We start from the raw sequence: 18,837 nt of genomic DNA, 5'->3' as shown, positions 1-18,837 counted from the left end.
GGCCTCGGAAGTTGACTGCTTTGCTTTATACGTCATTAGGTTGCTTCAATCTATAGGAGAAGCGCGCTATGCCATAAGGCTATAGCGTAAAGCGCGAAGGCGAAACGCCAAACAGTTTTTTGAACGCCACCGAATAGGCGCTGTGACTCTCGTAACCGCTTTCGAAGGCGGCGTGGATGATCGAGTTGCCGGCCAGCAGCAGCGGAATGGACGACAACAGCCGCAGGCGTTGTTTCCACTGGCCGAAGGTGATGCCGGTTTGTTGGCTGAAATGGCGTTGAAAGGTCTTTACGCTGATCGACAGTGAATCGGCCCAGGCCTCAATACCGCGTTCGTCGGCCGGTGTGATGACCAACTGCCGGCAAATTTCGGCCATTCTCGCCTCTACCGGCCAAGGCAGATGCAGCGCCAGCTGCGGCTGCAGGCTCAGCTCCTCCAGGAACAACGCTCTGAGCAGCGCATTGCGTTTGGTCTCCGCCCCTTCAGGCGCCAGCGTCGCCAACTGGGCGATCAGTTCTCGCAACAGCGGTGAAACCTGTAATACGCCGTCGCGCAGCGGCAAACGCGCGGCGGTGATTTCATCGACCAAAATCCCGTAAACGCAGATGTTGCTCTGCATGACGATCTGATGTTCTACCCCCGGCCGCAACCAAACCGCGGTGGTGGGCGGCACGATCCAGCGACCGCTGCTCGCCTCGACCGCCATAACGCCCTGTTGCGAATAGAGCAAATGACAGCGTTTATGCGAGTGGTAAGGAATGACGAAGCCCGCCGGATAGTGTTTCACCAGCCCCGTCACCTCGAACGAGGAATTTTCGTGGCTGCTGAGATCAATGCGTTTCGTTTCGGCGTTGTCGACTTCGAATCCCATGATCGTTTGTCCCTTTTGATAACGCGAATGTCTTTTATTTGATAGAGGGAGCGCATGATCCTCCATATAGTGACGTTCTCGCAAGCCACACCAGGGGCCTTATGCGAAGAAACTCACTATTTACACCAAAATTTCATCGTTCTGCGTAAAACGGAGGCGATGACGTTGCGCATGCGCTGCGCGATGGCGGCTCGTTGCGGGGGCGACGCGGCCGAAAGTGATGGAGAGGGAAAGCGCGGTGGCATAATCAGGAGGTGTACGCATCAATCAGCAGGTAGCTCGGCCTGGGGGACGGCTTACTGCTGAAGGGATAGGGAGAGCGCCTAGGCTCTCCTCCATCCAACGTTGTTATCTCATCAACGGGCCAACTCGGCGCCGTCCAGCTCGGAAATCGCCAGACAAATCACTTCCGTGATGGCCTGTACCGTATAAGCGGTATTGGCAGGAATGATCAACATCTCATGGGGTTGCAACGTCTGATCGTCAACCTTCAGTTCACCGCTCAGCACCATCAGTTTCACCCAGCCCGGATGAAAACGCGCCGGTTGCCGGCTGCCCGCATCCAGCTTCAGCAACGCCGTATGGCCAGGCGTCTCCCGTTTCAAAATGTGAAAGTGTACCCCATCGTAAGGCATGTTTTCGTAATGCAGTGACGCCAGTGTTCTCTTATGCATGGTAAGTGTCCTCGTGACCGGTGAGTAGCTGCTCCGCCTTCGGTCGCCGTAGAAACGATTGGCGGCTGTCCCTACCGAAAGCACAGGCTCGCAGCCTCTTGGCGAACGGATTAACTGTCGTACTTGCAGCGGCCCGATCGACCGCCGTTTCATGCCTAACCTGCCTCAGGCATGCTAATAAATATATAAGAGCCTCGCCGACGGCGCAAAAAACCGCTGCAACGTTGAGCGCATTACGGTGTTAATCCGTAGCCGGAAAGATTATCCAGCAGCTTGAACAGCGAGACGAACAGCGCCGTCTGCCGGGGATCGCGCCAGCCATCGGCAAAGTCCGCCATCAGCCACAGCACTTCGTCGAGAAACAGATGTTCCACTGCCTGATGCCAGCCCTGCAGTTCATCGGCCGTCAGCGTGACAGACTCGCCGTAACCCGCCAAGAACAGTCGCCATTCCCACACGCTGAAGACGCGGCCGGGGGCTGAAGCCAGGGTATTGTGGAACAGCAGCAGCGCCAACGCCAGGTCAAATACCCGCGGTAAAAACAGCGCGTTATCGGGATCGATCAGCACCGGCCTATCCGGCGCGACATACACCAAGTTATCGGCTTTAAAGTCATAGGGCGTCGCCACACAAGGAAGAGCCTGTTCTTTCAGCGCCATCTGCCGTTCGGCAATCTGCAGCATGCGTGCTTTGAACGCCGTGATATCGAGAGTAATCCCCTGCCCAGCCGCATGGTCGGCGATCACATCCAGATCCGCCAAGATGTCTTCTTCAGTCAGCTCGTACTCGTCATAGGTCGTCAGCCCGGCGTTATGGTTTGTCGGAGACAGCGCGTGTATTCGACCAAGCAGCCTGCCGGCCGCCACGATCTGTTCATCGCGGCCTGCATATTTCTCTCCCGAGATATAGGGATAAACCACCCACATGCTTCCCTCCATCTCTTGCGGACACACCGTCGGCACTACGATATCTACGCCCTGATAACGCAACTCGGCGAGATACGCCGCCAGCGCATGGGCTTCATCCGTCGTCGGACGGGTGCGCTTCAGCACATGTTCCCCTATCTTATAAACCGGCGCATAGGGATAAAGACTGAGCGGCGGCTGTGTGGCCTCCAACCCAAACTGAGCGGCAATCGCGGTGATATCCATCTTTTCACATTCCATTATCAATAAATCTCGCTGAGCGGTAACCTGATGTTTTCTCATTCATTAATGATGCCCGTGCCTCATTTCAAATGTTGTCGCCAAAGCAGCCAGGCCGCCAGACAGGCTACCCCGCCGCCGCAGGCCAGCACGGCGTAAGACGCGCCCCAACTGTGGGTGGTATCCATCACCACGCCAAAGGATAACGGGGCGAACGAACCGATGCCGAACCCCAGCAACGATCGCCAGCCCATCACGCTGCCCAGCTGTTGCGGCGGTACGTTGTCCGCCATCGCAGCCGACAGCACGCCGGAGTCGCCGAGGATGAAGAAACTGCCGATGCTGACGACCAGCAGCGTCCAGCCCGGCCCCCAGTTCGCCGACCATCCCATCAACAGCGAACCCAACGCGCCGGCGGCGCCCATAAACATCAGCACCGACGCGCGATTGAAATAGTCCGAAACGGTGCCGACAATCAATGTAGCCACCATGCCAGCCAGGTGGATCACCGCCGCGACGATCAATCCGGCGCTGAGCGGATCCAGAGAGAAGCCGCTCAACGCCTCGCTGACCAGGCTGGGCGCCCAGGCCCAGTTGCCGAGCAGCTCCCAGCTGTGGGCGATATACCCGATCAGCAACAGCAGGGTCGCGTAGGTGATAGCATAGCTTTCACGTTTCGTCTTCCTCCCCAGCGTGCGCGGTTGCGGTTCCCGATAACCGACCAGGGCCAACGATCCCGCCAGCGCTCCCAGTAACGCACCGGCGGCACACAGCGAAAACGCCACGCCGGCGCCCCAGCGCGTGGCGCTCCAACCGGCGATGAAAACCGACAGAAAATACCCCAGCGAACTGGCCGCCAGCACCATGCCAATGGCATAACCGCGCCGCGCCGGACCGTTCATCCCCATCGCCAACAGCAGCGCCGGCGTATAAGCCCCGCCCTGCGTCAAACCGACGAAGGCCATCAACACCAACGCGCCGAGATAAGAATGGGCAAATACGGCGAACAGCATCAACGCAGCGGCGCCCAGCCAGGAGAACAGCAGATAAACCCGGCGGGCGCCCAACGAATCACACCACCAGGAGGCCACCAGCAACGCCAGGGCGTTGGTCAGGCTGAACACCGTCTGCACCGTGCCGGCGGAGGCGGCGTCGAGCTGCCACTCGCTCCTGATGGTCGGCAATGCGCCGGCGAACATCATGGTGCCCAGGCAGAGGCCGGCCCGGCTTACGCAAAGCAGAAAGAAAGCTCGCATCTCAGCGCCGCCTCCCTGTCCATCGATGGGTGAGGATGACTCGACTAACACGGGCGACAGGCGGGGAAAACGTCAGCATGACACACTCACAGACAAGGGAGAATGCGCCATAATAATGAGCAAAATCAATGGCCGACAAACGATCTTTTCTCCCTCATTTGGTTGAGCTAAACTCAACCTATGAAGCGACTTTATTCCCTGCCGCACCTGCCCGCTTTCGAAGCCGCCGCCCGTCTTGGCAGCTTCAGCGCCGCTGCGGATGAGCTGTTTCTCACCACCGGCGCGGTCAGCCGCCATATTCGCAGCCTGGAAGCACAGCTGGGGATCACGCTGTTTTATCGCGCACACAAGTCCGTGCGGCTGACGCCGGCCGGTGAGAATTTTTCGCGCACCGCGTCTCGGGTGATAAGCGAATTGTTTGCGGCGGAAAGCGCGCTGAAAGCGAGCGCCGGCCGGCAGCGGCTGGTAGTGCACAGCCTGCCGACGTTTACCATGCACTGGCTGATGCCAAAGCTGGCGGCATTCAATGAGATACATCCGGGGATCGCGGTTGATATCACCACCAGCACCGGCGCCGTCGATCGCAATACGCCGTTTGACGTGGCGATCCGGCGCGATCCCGCGCACTTCTCCGGGCTGAAGGCGATCCCTTTCCTGCAGGAAGACAGCCTGCTGGTCTGCAGCCAGAGCTATTTGCGCGCCATGCCGGTCAGTGCGCCCGCCAGGCTGGCCGGGCATACCGCCATCCGCATTCGCGCCCGGGAAGATTTATGGCACAGCTGGCTGAATACCTACCCGACGGCGCTGGACGCCTCACCGCCGCCGCTCACGCTCGACCATACCTTCGCCGCCATTCAGGCGGCCGAAGACGGCCTGGGGCTGGCCGTCGTACCTTACCTGTTCTGCGCCAAACATCTGTCGTCCGGTCGGCTGGTGTCGCCTTTCCCGGCGTTGACTATCCGAACCGGCGTTTACTCCCTGCTGTTGCGCGATCGGGACGATGAGATCGTGAGAAAATTCGCCGCCTGGCTGCAGACGTTCCAGGCCTAAGCGCCGTATTGGAAACGCACCGCGCTAACGGTATTCTCAGGCGTGGAGCGTCAGCCCTTTTATCGCCTTATCCACCGCTTTCTTCGGCCCGCGCAGCGCCAGGCCGACCAAATCCAGGTTGTCCGCGTTTTCAGCGAGAAAAACCTGCCGGTTGGCTTCATCGTGCCCGGTCGAGAACATGGCGTGCACATAGGGGATCAGCGTCAATTCCCGTTCCAGCCCTTTACGATGCGCATTTTGCAGGCCCGGCAGGTCCGCGGCGAAAATCAGCATCGGCTGCCCGGAAATGCCGCCGTAGCGCCTGCCTTCCGCATCCACGTAACATTCGCCGATAATCTCCGGGGCCGCAGCGGCGATCCCCGTCGCCAGAAAGGCCACCACGTTCAGCCGCTGCCAGGTTTGCAGATCGTCACGCACGATAAACGCTATCTTGGTATCAAACATGTTTCGCTTTACTCCGTTGTGCTGTTAAAAGCACATCATCGGCGATGAGCGAGTCAGCGGTATAGAACGTTTGTGCACTGGCGTTGATAGGCCGCCGGCGATAAACGGTAGGCGCGCCGGAACCAGCGGCCCAAATGACTCTGGTCGGCAAAGCCTACCTGCATGGCGACCTGCGCCGGCTCTTCCCCCTGCGCCAGTAACAGTCGCGCGGCACGCAGCCTCAGCCGGATCAGGTAAGCATGCGGCGACTGGCCGAAAGCGCGGGTGAATTGGCGAGTCAGACGGAAACGATCCAGGCCGCACTGAAGCGCAAGCTCCTCCAGACTGGGATTATCCGCCATGTGCTCGTGCAAGTAGTCCCGTAAACGATTCATCTCAATCAAAGCGTCATCGCTTTGGGACGTTGGCCTGACGCGTATATGCCGCGCCAAAAGCGTCAGCAGTTGGTCCAGGCTTTGATCGCGCGCCAGCCGGCCTTCCCTCTGATGCAACGCAAAAAAAGCCTGCTGTATCGCGGTCGCCAGCATCGGATCGTCGGTCAACGTGCTGTGGAAAGCGCCCTCCAGCACTGAAGCGTCCCCCAATCCGCGGCGCTGCATCGCGTCGGAGACCCAGCGCTGCGGCAGATAAAGCATCGCATAGGTAAACCCTTCGGCCTGCGGCGCATGGCCATCGTGCACCGCGCCCGGCTCGATCAGCATGGCGCGCCCCGGCCGGCTGGTATGCAGCGAGCGGTGGCAATTGAAACGCTGCAAGCCCTGCTGCGTGACGCCCACCAGCATTTCATCATGATCGTGAGGATCGTAGGCATGCCCCTGAAAGTGGGCGTTGACGCTCTCAATACCCGTTTCGTCATCGCGCCGCAGTTCGAGCCAGTCGGTATGTTGATGATTTGACGCCATGCAATAAATCCGGAGTTCTGCTCACAGGAAAAGAAAAAACAGCTTACCCTGAGACCGCCACCGTTGCACGCTCACAGCTCGCAGATGGCATAAGTGCCCTTTCCGGCCGATTTCGCCTGATACATCGCGCCGTCGGCGCGGGTCAGCAGCATCTCCTCCGTCACATCGCCGCGTGGGGAAATGGCCGCGCCGATGCTGGCGGAAAGCCGTACCTTCTGCGGCCCGATCTGCGTAATTTTGGCCAGTTGCGCCAACACGTTTTCGCAAAACTCGCTGACTTCGCGCCGCGGATCCGTCAACGGCCACAGGATCACCGTGAACTCGTCACCGGCCAGGCGCGAGACGCTGTGGTGCTCGCCGGCGCAGGCGCTGAGCAATGTGGCGAATGTCTTCAGGATCGCGTCGCCGAAGTCATGACCATAGCTGTCGTTAAGGGTTTTGAACCCGTCGAGATCGATAAACAACAGCGCCATCTGCCGCTGATGGCAACAGGCCTGCAGCGTGCCCGACAGCCGGCGCAGAAACGCGCGGCGATTGGTCAATCCGGTCAGCATGTCGTGGGTTGCGTCATATTCCAGCCGCTGCTGCAGCCGCTTCAACTCGGTAATGTCCATCGACAGAATGTAAAACCCCTGCGCTTCACACGGCACCAGCGTGGTGTGGATCATCAGCAATCCCTTCTGGGTCTGGAGCTCATTCTCGAAACTCACCATTTCGCCCGCGAGGGCCCGTTCGATCATCGGTTTTGCTATCCGATAAACGCTTTCCCCCATGAAATCGCGCACCGTCATTTCTCTGAGACTGGACTCCTCCAGCCCGAACCAGGTTTTGTAGGCGCTGTTGGCGAACAGGTAGCGTTCATTGCCGTCGATCTGGCTGATTAAGGCCGGCATGTTGTCGGTAATGGCGCGCAAACGCTCCTTCTCCGCACTGAGCTGACATTCGGCGAGCACCCGGGTTTCAATCTCTTCGTTGAGCTTCTTGACGACCACGTTCAGCTCCCGCGTGCGGATTTCGACGCGTTGTTCCAGCTCGTGTTGCAGAGCGAACAGATCGGCCTCCGCCGCCTTGCGCTCGCTGATATCGACGATAACCGAGATGAAATGGTCCGGCTTGCCGTTAGGCAGCCGGTTTAACGCCACCGTCAGCTGCACCCAGATGATCGAGCCGTCGGCGCGGAAATAACGTTTCTCCAGCGAGTAAGTGCTGATCTCGTTTCTCAGCAGTTGCTGCAGTTTTTCCAGATCGGTGTTGAGATCGAGCGGATAGGTAATGTCCTGAAAGGTGCGATCCATCAGCTCGCGCTCGGAATAGCGCAACATTTCGCAGATGCGCGGATTGACCCGCAGCCAATACCCCTGCAGCGATACCAGCGCCATCCCTACCGCCGCCTGGGCGAAGGTCTGTTCGAACAGGGCTTCCGAGCGTTGCAGATTGGACTTCAGGTTTTCGGTATAGACGTGGCGTTCAATGCTCTGCAAATACTCCTCCACCACGGCGGCGAAATCGTGCAGGTCAGCCAGTTGTTCCGGGGAAAACGGCTGCGGCTGGCTGTCGATAATGCACAGGGTGCCGAGCGGCAACCCGTCGAGCGACAGCAGCGGTTGCCCAACGTAGAAACCGATCCGCGGTCCGCCAATCACCAGCGGATTATCAAAAAAGCGCGGATCGTTGGCGGTATCGGGCACCACCAGCGCTTCGCGTTGCAAGATAGCATGGCCGCAAAACGAGATATTGCGCGGCGTTTCCCGGGCATCCAGGCCGTAACGCGATAAAAACCATTGGCGATCCCGGTCGATCAATGACACCAGCGCGATGGTCACGCCGAAGTATTTCGCCGCCAGCCGCGTGATGCGATCCAGTTTCTCCACCGAGTTTGAATCCAGCACGTTCAGCGAATTCAATACCGACAGGCGTTCAGCTTCGTTTTCGGGGAAGCAGGGTTCGAGCATGTTGTCTCCCAATGTGTCACCGACGGCCCCGGCATAGCCGGCGTGAGTCCGTTCAGCGTTTTCGTCGGTTGGCGGCAAATATCCTTGTCCATCATAGACTCACTCAGTATCAATCCGATTGCGTATTCTCGCCAGCTTTGCCGGGCGTTGCGTTTGCCACCGCGCTGCGCTACAGTCGTTCACAAGGTGATGGTGTTCCACCTTTCCCAACCGCCGCGTTCGCTCGAACCGGATGATGACGCCTGATATACAACTTCGCTTTATTTTTTAGGCAGGTATGTCAGGAGTCGCTATGAATGAAATCTCACGTTTTACCCCTTTTCCGCCCCAGCCTGATCTCACCGTGCGGGAAATGCCGCTGTACGTTTTCGGCCATAAGAATCCCGACAGCGACAGCATCTGCAGCGCGCTGGTGGTCGCGGACTGGCTCAATCACCTCGGCAAACCGGCCGTCGCTTTCCGCCTTGGCGAGCTGACGCCGGAAACCCGCTACATACTGGCCGCCGCCGGCGTACAAGCGCCTCCGCTGCTGAAAGGCGATCTCCGTGACCGTAAAGTCTGGCTGGTCGATTTTACCGACGTCGAACAAGGGCCGGCCTCATTGCCCGACAGCGATGTGGTCGGCGTTATCGACCATCACCGGCTGGGCACGTTAATCACCCGCAACCCGCCCGATGTCTGGGTTCGCGCCGTCGGCTGTTGCGCCACCGTGATCCTGCAGATCCTGGCGGCGGAAAGGCCGATGCCGCTTTCTTCCGCCCAGGCCACGCTGCTGCTGGGCGCGATTTTGAGCGATACCGTCGCGCTGAGCGCGCCGACCACCACCGAACAGGATCGGCTGGCGGTCTCGCGGTTGCGCGCAATTTCTCACGTTGACTATGACGCCTTCACCGCCGGGCTGCTGGCCGCCAAAACCGATCTTTCGGGGCAATCCGCCGCGCAGTTGCTGCAGCGCGACGCCAAGAATTATCGCATCCATAGCGTCTCGCTGCTGCTGTCGCAGATAGAAGTGCGGGCCATGAGCGACATCGATCCGCTGTTGCCCGCGCTGCAACAGGCGCTTGAACACGCGAAGCAGGAAGCCGGGCTGGCGATGGCCGCGCTATTGGTCACCGATATCACCTGCCGTCGCTCCACCCTGTATTTCTCGCCGAACCGGGTGCTCGACATTCGTCAGGTGTCGCTGCCCGGCATGACGAGCCGGAAAAAAGAGGTTTTACCGTGGTTAACCCGCCAGATCGCTAACGCAGGGAGATAAGTCATGCCGCTCTACCAACATGCTTTACTGCTGGTGCAGGATGAACGCGACGGCCGGCTGCTGTTGCGTCATGCCGAACGCCTCAATCAGCAGATGAATACGCGCATTACCGTGGCGCACATCAGCGCCGACTATGCCGAGCTGGACTACCTCAGCGATTCGCTGACCAAAGATCGCCAGTCCAGCGAGGTGATCGCCGCCAAAGCCATGCTCAGCCGTCTGGTGGAATACTGCTCAATCCCCCTGGAGGTGCGCGCAATTGTCAGCATCCATCGCTTCAAAGACGTCGAAGCCCTGATTGCCCGCGAAGGGGTCGATCTGTTGCTGCTCGGCCATCAGAACCGTCCGTTCGGCGTCTTTGCCTCCTTCGGCTTCGAGTTCATTAACCATTTGTCGATCGACGTGCTGATAAAGCATGTGCCTACTCCCTAGAATGAGGTGACTACCCATGAGCTATGAGATTGAAAGCGTAACTGCCAGAGAGATCCTGGATTCGCGCGGCAACCCGACCGTCGAAGTTGAAATGACTGCGGCGGGCGTCGTGGCACGGGCTTCGGTTCCCTCCGGCGCCAGCACCGGTTCACGCGAGGCGGTGGAACACCGCGACGGCGATCCGCACCGTTACGGCGGTAAAGGCGTACTGGAGGCGGTGCACAGCGTCAAAACGGCGATCAATGAGGCGCTGCGCGGGGTGGATGTGCGCCAACAAGAGGAGATTGACCGCCGGCTGATCGCGCTGGACGGCAGCGAGAACAAGAGCCGATTGGGGGCCAACGCCCTGCTCGGCGTTTCTCTGGCCGCCGCCCGCCTCGCGGCGCAATTGTCGCAACTGCCGCTGTATCGTTATCTGGGCGGCATCGGCGCCAACCTGCTGCCGGTGCCCTGCATGAATATCATCAACGGCGGCGTGCACGCCCGTTGGCAAGGGGCGGACTTTCAGGAGTTTATGATAGCCCCGCTGGGCGCGCCGTCGCTGCGCGAGGCCGTGCGCTGGGGCAGTGAAGTCTATCAGGCGCTGCGCCAAATCCTGTTGGAACAAGGCCTGTCGGTCGGCGTCGGCGACGAAGGCGGTTTCGCGCCGGCGGTTGCCTCGAACCGGCAACCGCTGGAGCTGATCGTGCAGGCGATAGAGAAAGCCGGTTATCAACCGGGAGACGATATCGCCATTTGTATGGACCCGGCCTCAAGTGAATTCTATGCCAACGGCAAATACTGCCTGCGCAGCGAAAACGCTGAACTGGATGCCGAACAGATGACGGCCTATTACCAGCGGCTGGTGCAGGATTTTCCCATCGTGCTGATTGAAGACGGTTTGGCCGAGGACGATTGGGCCGGCTGGCGCATTCTCAGCGACACCCTGGGCGATCGGGTGGAACTGGTCGGTGACGATCTGTTCGTCACCAACGTGAAATACATCCAGCGCGGGATTGATGAACGGTTGGCCAATGCGGCGCTGATCAAATTGAACCAGATCGGCACGCTGAGCGAAACTTTCGCCGCCGTGCAGCTTTGCCAGGCAAACGGCTGGGGCGCCTTTATCTCGCACCGCAGCGGCGAAACCGTCGACAGCTTTATCGCCGATATGACGGTTGCGATGCGAGCCGGCCATGTGAAAACCGGCGCACCGTGCCGCGGCGAGCGCATCGAAAAATACAATCAGCTGATGCGCATTGAGGACCAATTGGGCACCGCGGCGGTATATGCCGGGCGCTCCGCCTTTAAACGCCGCTAATCTTTGCAGGCCGGCCACGCACCGGCCAACTTTTCATTTTTGACCTGGCATAACCCCGCCACGCCGGATCCCAGCAAGGTAAGTCGGGTCGCCAGCAATGCTTCTCGCTGCTCATTCAGCGTGACCAACATCCGCTCGATTTCCGCCAGACGGGTCTCGACGCCCTGTATCAACCCATCCTCATAAGCGCTGCCCTGCAGCGCCAGCACGCGTTGGATCGCCTGCAGCGAAAAGCCCAGATTCTGGCCAATTTGGATCAGATGCAGCCGTTCCAGCGCGCTTTCGCTATACACCCGATAACCGTTGACGCCGCGCACCGCTTTGGGCAGCAGACCCTGCTGCTCGTAGTAGCGTATCGCCGAGGCGGCCACGCCGGCCCGTTCCGCCAATTCTCCGATCTTCATGCCCTATTGACCTTAAAGTTAACTTTAAACCTAGTATAGCGCCATTCCCCCTGCGACAGGAGCGCAAACCCGATGTTTACTCCACTGACACTGCCCAACGGCAGCCGCCTGACCAACCGTTTGGCCAAAGCCGCGTTGGAAGAAAATTTGGCCGATGAAGGCCAACTGCCCGGCTCCGCGCTATGGCGCTTGTATCGCCACTGGGGTATCGGCGGCGCCGGTCTTATCATCACCGGCAACGTGATGATCGACGGCCGCGCCATGACCGGACCCGGCGGCGTGGTGCTGGAACAGGATACGCCGCTCGCCTCGTTCGAAACCTGGGCCAAGGCCGCGCGCCAGGAAGGCGCGCAGGTTTGGATGCAGCTCAGCCACCCGGGCCGCCAGGTAATGGCCGACATGGGCGGCAACGCCTGGGCGCCCTCCGCCATTCCGATGGCCATGGGTAAGTACAGCAAAGCGTTCGCGCGGCCGGAAGCCATGAGCGAAGCGCAGATTGCCGAGGTGATCGCCCGTTTTGCCGCCAGCGCGCACGCCGCCGAACGGGCCGGGTTTACCGGCGTGCAGATCCATGCGGCGCGCGGCTACCTCATCTCCCAGTTCTTGTCGCCGTTGTCCAACCAGCGCAGCGATCGTTGGGGGGGCGAGCTGGCGAATCGCGCCCGCCTGCTGCTGGAGGTGGTGAGCGCGGTGCGCCAGCGTGTCTCGCCAGGTTTTTGCGTGGCGGTAAAGCTCAATTCCGCCGATTTTCAGCGCGGCGGCTTTTCGCCGGACGAAGCCCGGCAGGTGTTGCTGATGCTCAACGAACTGCCGGTCGATCTGGTGGAGTTATCGGGCGGGAGCTATGAAAGCCCGGCGATGCAGGGCGAAACGGCAGACGACAGTACCCTGGCGCGTGAAGCCTATTTTCTGACCTTTGCCCGCGATCTCGCCGCAGTAGCCCGCATGCCGGTGATGACCACCGGCGGCATCACCCGCCCGACGGTGGCGCAACGGGTGCTGAACAGCGGCGTCGCGGTGGTCGGCATCGCCACCGCCATGGCGGAAATTCCCGATCTGCCGCGCCGCTGGCAAACCGGCGAAGCCCCTCATGCGCTGCCCGCGCCGGTAAAATGGCGCGACAAAACGCTGACGCTGCTCGCCCGCATGGCGCTGATCAAGCGCCGCATGCACGCCCTGAGCCGCGATCGGACGCGCAACGTGCGTTACTCCCCGCTGTGGTCGCTGCTCATCGATCGGTGGCGCACCCGCCGCACTCTGCGGCGCTATCATGCCTGGTTACGGCAACGTTAATGACCGCGGCGCCGGCAGACATGCCGGCACCGCACAAAAATCCCGCTGTTTTGATCGCGCTACGTAAAATCTGCAAGAAATCACCACTCTGGACACTGCGCTTTTAACGCTCGATTGCTTATATTCATCACAAATTTTGTGTATATAACCGCTATAGGACTTAAGGTGGTGAATAGATGAAAATAAGCCGCTATTTTCTATTTATGTTATTAATCGGAAATTCACCTTAATAATAAATGCATTAAAGAAGCAGCTAAAGGAAAGCAGAAAAGGATTTTTACGTAATGTTAAAGAAATGTTGTTTTCTGCCGGCAAAACCAACGGTCAACAAATCAACAACATATTGATGAGCATAAGAAAAAACTAAACAATTCAAAACAAAATCGGCTATTGAGTCCCAGGCGAAAAAGCCATATATTGGTCGCGCTTTTCACAAGGCAGTTACTTTTCTAATTCATTAATTCAATCGTTGCGTCTTGAGACCTTCGGTTGTAGGAGAGATATGATGACGGATAAAGTCCGTATTGATACTTTAGTTGCAAACTCATTAAACGGAAACAATGAAACCTATTTGGCGCGTCAAGCCGAATTTGAGTCGAATGTTAGGAGTTATCCGCGCAAATTGCCGTTGGCAATTGCGAAAGCCCAGGGCGTTTGGATCACTGATGTTGAGAATAATCAATATCTTGATTGCCTGGCCGGGGCGGGAACGTTGGCTCTTGGACATAATCACCCCGACGTCCTGCAAAGCATCCAAAATGTCATTACCAGCGGCTTGCCGTTACATACTCTCGATCTCACGACCCCGTTGAAAGATCGTTTCTCCGATTACCTGCTCTCTCTGTTGCCTGGCGAAGGCAAAGAGTATTGCCTGCAGTTCTGCGGCCCGTCCGGCGCCGATGCGGTGGAAGCCGCGCTGAAGCTGGCGAAAAAGCACACCGGCCGTTCCGGCGTGATCAGCTTCTCCGGCGGCTACCACGGCATGACCCACGGCGCGCTGTCGGTCACCGGCAACCTGTCGCCGAAGGCGGCGATCAACGGCATGATGCCGGAAGTGCAGTTCATGCCTTATCCGCATGAATACCGCTGCCCACTGGGTATCGGCGGTGAAGCCGGCGTCAAGGCGCTGACCTACTACTTCGACAACCTGATCAACGACGTGGAAAGCGGCGTGCGTAAACCGGCTGCGGTGATCCTGGAAGCCGTTCAAGGCGAAGGCGGGGTTAACCCGGCGCCGGCCGAGTGGCTGCAGCGCATCCGCAAAGTGACCCAGGAACACGGCATTCTGCTCATTATCGACGAAGTTCAGGCCGGTTTCGCCCGTACGGGCAAGCTGTTCGCCTTCGAACACGCGGGCATCGAGCCGGACATCATCGTGATGTCGAAAGCGGTCGGCGGCGGCTTGCCGCTCGCGGTGCTGGGCATCAAAAAAGAGTTCGACGCCTGGGAACCGGGCCACCACACCGGCACCTTCCGCGGCAACCAACTGGCGATGGCCACCGGCCTGACCACCCTGCAGTACCTGAAGGAGCATAAGGTCGCCGACAAAGTGGCCGCTCAGGGCGAGTGGCTGAAAGGCAAGCTGGCCGAGCTGCAGAAACGTTATCCGGTGATCGGCCACGTCCGCGGTCTGGGCCTGATGATCGGCATCGAGATTGTCAAGCCGAACGAAGCGCAGGATCACATGGGCTGCTACCCGGCCGATGGCGAGCTGTCCGCGCTGCTGCAGAAAAAATGCTTCGAATCCGGTCTGATCCTGGAGCGCGGTGGGCGTAACGGCTGCGTGCTGCGTCTGTTGCCTTCCCTGCTGATCACCAATGATGAGCTGGGTATTTTCCTGGATAAATTTGAGCAGGCGCTGTTGGCCGCCGGCGTCAAGCCAGTCTGAGTGGAGCGAATGACCGCGATGTCCAAGTTAAACCCGATTCTGGCTTCCTCGGCGCACAGCGCCGAGGCTTACCGCCAGGCGATCGCGCAGAGCAGTGAAGCCGTCGTGCAGTGGCTGCAACAACCCGAGATGTATCAGGGCAAAAGCGTTGCCGAACTGCGCGAGCGCATCCAGCTCGACTTCACCCCGCAAGGCCTGGGTAACCAGGCGGCGATCGAGCGCGCCATCGAGTACTTTTTGAAAGACAGCCTGTCGGTGCACCACCCGCAGTGCGTGGCGCACCTGCACTGCCCGAGCCTGGTGATTAGCCAGGCCGCCGAAGTGCTGATCAACGCCACCAACCAAAGCATGGACTCCTGGGATCAGAGCCCGTCGGCCACGCTGATCGAAATGAAATTGATCGAGTGGCTGCGCGCCCAGGTCGGTTACCAGCCCGGCGACGCCGGGGTGTTCACCAGCGGCGGCACCCAGAGCAACCTGATGGGGCTGATGCTGGCGCGCGATGCGTTCTTCGCGCGTCAGGGCCACTCCGTGCAGCAGGACGGTCTGGTGGGCGATCTGCGCAAGCTGAAAGTGTTCTGTTCTGAAAACGCCCACTTCTCGGTGCAGAAGAACATGGCGCTGATGGGCCTCGGCTATCAGTCCGTCACCCAGGTGAAAACCGATCGCTTCGCCCGCATGGACGTGAACGATCTGGCGGAAAAACTGGCGCAGGCGAAGGCCAACGGCGAGCAGGTGATGGCGATCGTCGCCACCGCCGGCACCACCGACGCCGGCGCGATCGACCCGCTGCGCGATATCGCGCGGCTGGCGGCGGAGCAGAAAATCTGGGTGCACGTGGATGCGGCCTGGGGCGGCGCGCTGCTGCTCTCCGAGCAGTACCGCGACTACCTGGACGGCCTGGAGTTGGTGGACTCTATCACCCTGGACTTCCACAAGCAGTTCTTCCAGACCATCAGCTGCGGCGCCTTCCTGCTGAAAGACGCGCGCCATTATGAGCTGATGCGCTATCAGGCGGCCTACCTGAACTCCGAGTTCGACGAGGCGCAAGGCGTGCCGAACCTGGTCTCCAAATCGCTGCAGACCACCCGCCGCTTCGATGCGTTGAAGCTGTGGATGGGGCTGGAAGCGCTGGGGCAGAAGCAATACGCCGAGATCATCGATCACGGCGTCACGCTGGCGCAACAGGTGGCGCGTTACATCGCCGACCAGGAATCACTGGAACTGGTGATGCAGCCGCAGCTGGCCAGCGTGCTGTTCCGTTACCGTCCGGCGCAGCTGGCGGCGAAAGGCGACGCGGCGGTCGCCCTGTTCAACCAGCGCATTGGTGACGCCTTGCTGGAATCGGGCCGCGCCAACGTCGGCGTGACCGAGTTCGATGGCGTGACCTGCCTGAAAATGACGCTGCTGAACCCGATCGTGACGCTGGAAGACATCAAGCTGTTGCTGGCGCTGGTCGAGAAAACCGCGCGACAGCTGCTAGCGTAACGTCGTCCCCCTGCCTATAAAGCCGATAACGTTTGTTATCGGCTTTTTTATTGCCATCAGAGAACAAGTGGCGCAGCGCTTACGCTGATATACTGCAGCAAACGCTTTCCCTTATTTCCAGCGCCACAGGATAAACGCATGACCGACCCGGATTTCAACCTGCTGATCGCGCTCGACGCGCTGCTGACGGCGGGCAGCGTTGCCGGCGCGGCGCGGCGTCTCGGTTTAAGCGCCTCGGCGATGAGCCGCACCCTCAGCCGACTGCGCGCGGCCACCGGCGATCCCCTGCTGGTGCGCGCCGGCCGTCATATGGTGCTGACGCCCTATGCCGAAACGCTGTGCGAGCGGGCGCGGCACGCGACGTTCGAAGCGCGCGCTGTGTTGCGCCCGGCGCAGGGAGCATTGGATCCCGCCGCGCTGGATCGTACCTTCACGCTGCGCGCCAATGACGGCTTCGTCGAGGCCTTCGGCCCGGCGCTGATCGCCGCCGCTGCCGAACAGGCGCCGCGGGCGCGGTTGCGCTTTGCGCCCAAGCCGGAGAAAAGCGACCGCCCCCTGCGTGAAGGGCTGGTCGATCTGGAGATCGGCGTGCTGGGTGACATGGGCCCGGAAATCCGCCTGCAGGCGCTGTTCCGCGATCGCTTCGTCGGTGTGATGAGAACCGCACATCCGCTGGCGCAGCAGCGCGAGATCGGCGCCGCCGACTACGCCGCCTGCGGCCACGTGGTGGCCTCGCGCAGCGGGCGCATCCTCGGGCCGGTAGACGCCGCGCTGGCGGAGCTGGGGCTGGCACGCCATATCGCCGCCGTGGTGCCGAGCTTTCCGGCCGCGCTGGCGGTGGCGCAAGCCTCGAACCTGTTGGCGTTGCTGCCCGCCTCTTTCCTGCAGGCTCAACCTGCCGATGGCCCGCTGCGCGTCTTCGAGCTGCCGGTAAGAACGCCGCCCATCACCGTCTCGCAGATGTGGCATCCGCGCCTGGACGCCGAGGCGGATCACCGCTGGCTGCGGCAGCTACTGCTGACGGTCTGCCGCCAACGCGTGCAGGAACCGCTTTGCCAATAGTGACAATGTCACTAAATTTTACCCTGCTGATGTCGAGTGATCCAGCCGACGGCAAAACCCCCATAGCCTGAGGGTTGTTCCCCCTCGCGCGATGGGAGAACATAGCATTCACGATGCCTGACTCAGTGAAATGCCCATGACGCTTCCCCCTCTCTGGCCGGTGTTCGACGGCCATAACGATCTGCTGCTCAACCTGTGGCTGCAGCATGACGACGATCCGGTCGCCGCCTTTTATTCCCGCGTCACGCCGGGCCACCTCGATTTCTCCCGCATGCAGCGCGGCGGATTCTGCGGCGGGCTGTTCGCGGTATTTATTCCCCCGGTCAGCTATATCGCCCAGATGCGTAATCAAACGCCGGAGGAGGCGCAGGCCGCCTTCGATCCGCTGGCGATCGCCGAACGGCAGATCGCTATCCTTTATCAGCTGGAACAGGCTTCCCAGGGGCGGCTGCGCATCTGCCGTACCGCCGCCGAGATAGAACAATGCCGCCTCAACCGGCAAATTGCCGCGGTGCTGCATATCGAAGGCGCCGGCATGATCGATGCGGAGCTGACGCAGTTGGAGGCCTTCTACCGGCTGGGCGTGCGCAGCATCGGGCCATTCTGGAATCTGCCGAACGCCTTCGGCACCGGCGTCAGCGGGCCGTTCCCCGGCTCCCCCGATACCGGCCCCGGCCTGACGCCGGCCGGCGAGGCGCTGCTCCGCGCCTGCAACCAGCGCCGCATCATGATCGACGTCTCGCACATGAACGAGAAAACCTTCTGGCAAACCGCCGCGCTGAGCCGCGCACCGCTGGTCGCCACCCACTCCAACGTCCACGCCCTCTGCCCGCAGCCGCGCAACCTGACCGACGCGCAGCTGGAGGCCATCGCCCAGAGCGGCGGGATAGTCGGCGTCAATTTCGGCACCGCCTTCCTGCGCGCTGACGGCAAACGTGACAGTGCAACGACCGACCTAACAGAAATTGTTAAACACGTTGAGTATTTGATCGCTAAACTTGGTGAAGATCGCGTGGGATTTGGCTCTGATTTTGACGGGGTCAACGTACCGCAACCGTTGGAGGACGCCGCCGGCCTGCCGCGCCTGACGCAAGCGCTGGCGCAGGCCGGGTTCGATAACCGGCTGCTGGAGAAGCTGACCTGGCGCAACTGGCTGAACGCGCTCGCCGCCACCTGGGGTGAATAACCCGGTTACGCTTTAAAGGTTGCGATCTTCGTCACATTTCGCCAACATTGGGCCGGCCTAATGCGAAAATTTCTCATTGGGCTCGAACTATCACGATGCATGTAAAGGAGCACCGCTATGACTACCTGGACTAAACCTGAGTTTGTTGACCTGCGTCTGGGGCTGGAAGTGACGCTGTACATTTCCAACCGTTAATCGCCTGTCTGCCCGCCTTTCGCGCGGGCATTTCTTT

18 protein-coding genes and 1 riboswitch are annotated in these 18,837 nt (G+C 60.2%); of the genes, 10 read left to right on the top strand and 8 right to left on the bottom strand.

What is annotated here, in order from left to right; translation table 11 throughout:
• Nucleotides 1-79: 79 nt before the first annotated feature.
• The 4 genes from WFM45_RS08105 to WFM45_RS08090 all read right to left on the bottom strand — a co-directional run bounded on the left by WFM45_RS08105 (nt 80) and on the right by WFM45_RS08090 (nt 3,946).
• Complete coding sequence (locus WFM45_RS08105; protein WP_004937878.1) at nt 80-871, bottom strand: AraC family transcriptional regulator; 792 nt, start codon at nt 869-871, stop codon at nt 80-82.
• A gap of 356 nt (nt 872-1,227) precedes the next feature.
• Nucleotides 1,228-1,545 (bottom strand): cupin domain-containing protein, encoded by a 318-nt coding sequence (locus WFM45_RS08100; RefSeq protein ID WP_015377878.1) that lies wholly within the window; start codon nt 1,543-1,545, stop codon nt 1,228-1,230.
• A 233-nt stretch (nt 1,546-1,778) separates the two neighbouring features.
• Complete coding sequence (locus WFM45_RS08095) at nt 1,779-2,696, bottom strand: phosphotransferase (RefSeq protein WP_180295548.1); 918 nt, start codon at nt 2,694-2,696, stop codon at nt 1,779-1,781.
• 77 nt (nt 2,697-2,773) lie between these two features.
• Nucleotides 2,774-3,946, bottom strand: a complete 1,173-nt coding sequence (locus WFM45_RS08090) for an MFS transporter (RefSeq protein WP_239504273.1) — start codon at nt 3,944-3,946, stop codon at nt 2,774-2,776.
• A 180-nt stretch (nt 3,947-4,126) separates the two neighbouring features.
• On the opposite strand from WFM45_RS08090, the gene WFM45_RS08085 reads away from it, so the two are divergent.
• A complete protein-coding gene (locus WFM45_RS08085) occupies nt 4,127-4,996 on the top strand; it encodes a LysR substrate-binding domain-containing protein (RefSeq protein ID WP_033633038.1) in 870 nt (289 codons plus the stop codon).
• 36 nt (nt 4,997-5,032) lie between these two features.
• On the opposite strand, the gene WFM45_RS08080 is transcribed toward WFM45_RS08085, so the two are convergent.
• From WFM45_RS08080 to WFM45_RS08070, 3 genes are all read right to left on the bottom strand, one after another.
• Nucleotides 5,033-5,440: a DUF2000 domain-containing protein gene (locus WFM45_RS08080; RefSeq protein ID WP_049241007.1), complete on the bottom strand. Its 408-nt coding sequence runs from the start codon at nt 5,438-5,440 to the stop codon at nt 5,033-5,035.
• 53 nt (nt 5,441-5,493) lie between these two features.
• Nucleotides 5,494-6,342, bottom strand: coding sequence for an AraC family transcriptional regulator (locus WFM45_RS08075; RefSeq protein WP_015377873.1), 849 nt, complete (start codon nt 6,340-6,342; stop codon nt 5,494-5,496).
• Between the two features lie 71 nt (nt 6,343-6,413).
• Nucleotides 6,414-8,294, bottom strand: a complete 1,881-nt coding sequence (locus WFM45_RS08070) for a diguanylate cyclase domain-containing protein (RefSeq protein ID WP_336955058.1) — start codon at nt 8,292-8,294, stop codon at nt 6,414-6,416.
• A 176-nt stretch (nt 8,295-8,470) separates the two neighbouring features.
• A riboswitch (Fluoride riboswitch) is annotated at nt 8,471-8,546 on the top strand.
• Between the two features lie 40 nt (nt 8,547-8,586).
• On the opposite strand from WFM45_RS08070, the gene WFM45_RS08065 reads away from it, so the two are divergent.
• The 3 genes from WFM45_RS08065 to eno are packed head-to-tail and all read left to right on the top strand — an operon-like array spanning nt 8,587 to nt 11,284.
• Nucleotides 8,587-9,552, top strand: coding sequence for a DHHA2 domain-containing protein (locus WFM45_RS08065; RefSeq protein WP_251683958.1), 966 nt, complete (start codon nt 8,587-8,589; stop codon nt 9,550-9,552).
• Nucleotides 9,553-9,555: 3 nt separating this feature from the next.
• Entirely contained in the window at nt 9,556-9,984 is a 429-nt protein-coding gene (locus tag WFM45_RS08060) for a universal stress protein (RefSeq protein ID WP_336955057.1), read from the top strand.
• 16 nt (nt 9,985-10,000) lie between these two features.
• Nucleotides 10,001-11,284 (top strand): phosphopyruvate hydratase, encoded by a 1,284-nt coding sequence (eno, locus tag WFM45_RS08055; RefSeq protein WP_336955056.1) that lies wholly within the window; start codon nt 10,001-10,003, stop codon nt 11,282-11,284.
• On the opposite strand, the gene WFM45_RS08050 is transcribed toward eno, so the two are convergent.
• Nucleotides 11,281-11,688, bottom strand: coding sequence for a MerR family transcriptional regulator (locus WFM45_RS08050; protein ID WP_031299644.1), 408 nt, complete (start codon nt 11,686-11,688; stop codon nt 11,281-11,283). The two genes, eno and WFM45_RS08050, sit on opposite strands and share 4 nt — an antisense overlap.
• Nucleotides 11,689-11,760: 72 nt before the next feature.
• On the opposite strand from WFM45_RS08050, the gene WFM45_RS08045 reads away from it, so the two are divergent.
• The 6 genes from WFM45_RS08045 (at nt 11,761) to pqqA (ending at nt 18,800) form a co-directional block, all read left to right on the top strand.
• Nucleotides 11,761-12,981: an NADH:flavin oxidoreductase/NADH oxidase family protein gene (locus WFM45_RS08045; RefSeq protein ID WP_336955055.1), complete on the top strand. Its 1,221-nt coding sequence runs from the start codon at nt 11,761-11,763 to the stop codon at nt 12,979-12,981.
• A gap of 505 nt (nt 12,982-13,486) precedes the next feature.
• Complete coding sequence (locus WFM45_RS08040) at nt 13,487-14,869, top strand: diaminobutyrate--2-oxoglutarate transaminase (RefSeq protein WP_004937838.1); 1,383 nt, start codon at nt 13,487-13,489, stop codon at nt 14,867-14,869.
• Nucleotides 14,870-14,887: 18 nt separating this feature from the next.
• Nucleotides 14,888-16,357: a pyridoxal phosphate-dependent decarboxylase family protein gene (locus tag WFM45_RS08035; protein WP_048325001.1), complete on the top strand. Its 1,470-nt coding sequence runs from the start codon at nt 14,888-14,890 to the stop codon at nt 16,355-16,357.
• Between the two features lie 138 nt (nt 16,358-16,495).
• Nucleotides 16,496-17,419: a LysR family transcriptional regulator gene (locus WFM45_RS08030; protein ID WP_048323446.1), complete on the top strand. Its 924-nt coding sequence runs from the start codon at nt 16,496-16,498 to the stop codon at nt 17,417-17,419.
• Nucleotides 17,420-17,555: 136 nt separating this feature from the next.
• Complete coding sequence (locus tag WFM45_RS08025) at nt 17,556-18,605, top strand: dipeptidase (RefSeq protein WP_085336902.1); 1,050 nt, start codon at nt 17,556-17,558, stop codon at nt 18,603-18,605.
• A gap of 117 nt (nt 18,606-18,722) precedes the next feature.
• The gene (gene pqqA / locus WFM45_RS08020; protein WP_004937827.1) at nt 18,723-18,800 is read left to right on the top strand and encodes a pyrroloquinoline quinone precursor peptide PqqA; all 78 of its coding nucleotides are present in this window, start codon (nt 18,723-18,725) and stop codon (nt 18,798-18,800) included.
• Nucleotides 18,801-18,837 lie beyond the last annotated feature (37 nt).

The sequence above is a fragment of the Serratia sp. KG1D genome (assembly GCF_037150675.1).
GTDB classification, from domain to species: Bacteria; Pseudomonadota; Gammaproteobacteria; order Enterobacterales; family Enterobacteriaceae; genus Serratia; species Serratia nematodiphila.
The sequence above is the reverse complement of the archived record's forward strand: the minus strand, read 5'-3'. Positions and strand labels throughout refer to the sequence as shown.